The organism is Colwellia sp. BRX9-1, assembly GCF_014077195.1.
Classification (GTDB): domain Bacteria; phylum Pseudomonadota; class Gammaproteobacteria; order Enterobacterales; family Alteromonadaceae; genus Colwellia_A.
Window position 1 is genome coordinate 1 of the sequence record NZ_JACGVM010000057.1, and the last position, 1223, is coordinate 1223.

Consider the following 1223-nt stretch of genomic DNA (forward strand, 5'->3'; position numbering starts at 1 on the left):
ACGAAATTACTTGCTTCATTCTATGCGTTAACTCACTTAATACTAAAAGTGAATACAATGGTTCTGAAATTAATGAACAAGGATCAGTGTATTTAACTTGACGTGGGGAGTCATACCAACGCCTAATTAACAGGCAAAAAATGGTTGGCTAAAATAGGTGAACGTAGTGAACAAAAAGCCAACTGTTTTTTGTCCTTGTTTAATTTCTTGTTAGGCATTTTTACCAGCCATGCTTTTCAGGGTCTGTTTCATCACGAAATTCGTCTGATAATTTAGATAATAGAACTTCGTCGGCGAGTCCCTCGCTACGAATAGCAATAAGTTGTATCCAAGCTTTCGATCGACTATGACCATCAAAAAGCAGAGCCATTTTTTTATTACTATTTTGAAGTAATTTATATAAGAAAAGGTATCTTTCATGAACATGCTTTTTATGGTCAGAAACAACTTCTTGTGTTTCTTCAAGGGCTACAGTGCAATATTGTTCAATCGCTTTATCTTTTATCGCTGTAAATACTTTCCAATCTGATTCTTTCATGGTGGATGCCTACTACCAAACTAATATGAATGCCTAACGCCCAATTAACAGGCAAAAAATGGTTGGCTAAAATAGGTGAACGTAGTGAACAAAAAGCCAACTGTTTTTTGTCCTTGTTTAATTTCTTGTTATGTTGCTACTGCTCACAACTGCCTTGTATCTTTTGAACTCTAGCCCAAACTTCGTCAGACATTTTATGTTGCCATACGCCCGTCATCATCCAAGCAAAGTTTTCATTAGCAGATGATAAGGTTTCAATTTCTGAAATATATTTATCCCCGTGAAACGCAAGAAGGTGCTCAACAGGACCAGCGGCCATAGTTTCAAGATGGCGAGCGTCATAAGCTAGTTCGAAAGCTTTAATTATAAAACTCCATTGAAACTCATCTGATGCAAGGAAATTCATCATTACAACATCTGAACCTCTTGGAGTATTTTCTTCATCATCGAGATCTATTTCGGCGAACCATTTTTGGATAAATTCACATAATGACTTATCACTAATACCTTTCCACCATTCATCGATAGAGTCATCACTCATACTCAAGACTATCCTTGCAACATAGACACAATGACTCCCCACAAGGTGCTAGCCTCTAAATGTGGGTTAGTTTTACAAACCAGAGCCATAATATATGTGTCAACATTATCAAACAGAGGCTAGCATGATAAAACATAACATACT

2 protein-coding genes are annotated in these 1223 nt (G+C 36.6%); both read right to left on the reverse strand.

Going from position 1 to position 1223, the window contains the following annotated elements:
- Positions 1-220: 220 nt before the first annotated feature.
- Positions 221-538: a hypothetical protein gene (locus tag H4J76_RS19445; RefSeq protein ID WP_182231141.1), complete on the reverse strand. Its 318-nt coding sequence runs from the start codon at positions 536-538 to the stop codon at positions 221-223.
- Between the two features lie 136 nt (positions 539-674).
- The gene (locus H4J76_RS19450) at positions 675-1079 is read right to left on the reverse strand and encodes a DUF6869 domain-containing protein (protein WP_024598674.1); all 405 of its coding nucleotides are present in this window, start codon (positions 1077-1079) and stop codon (positions 675-677) included.
- Positions 1080-1223 lie beyond the last annotated feature (144 nt).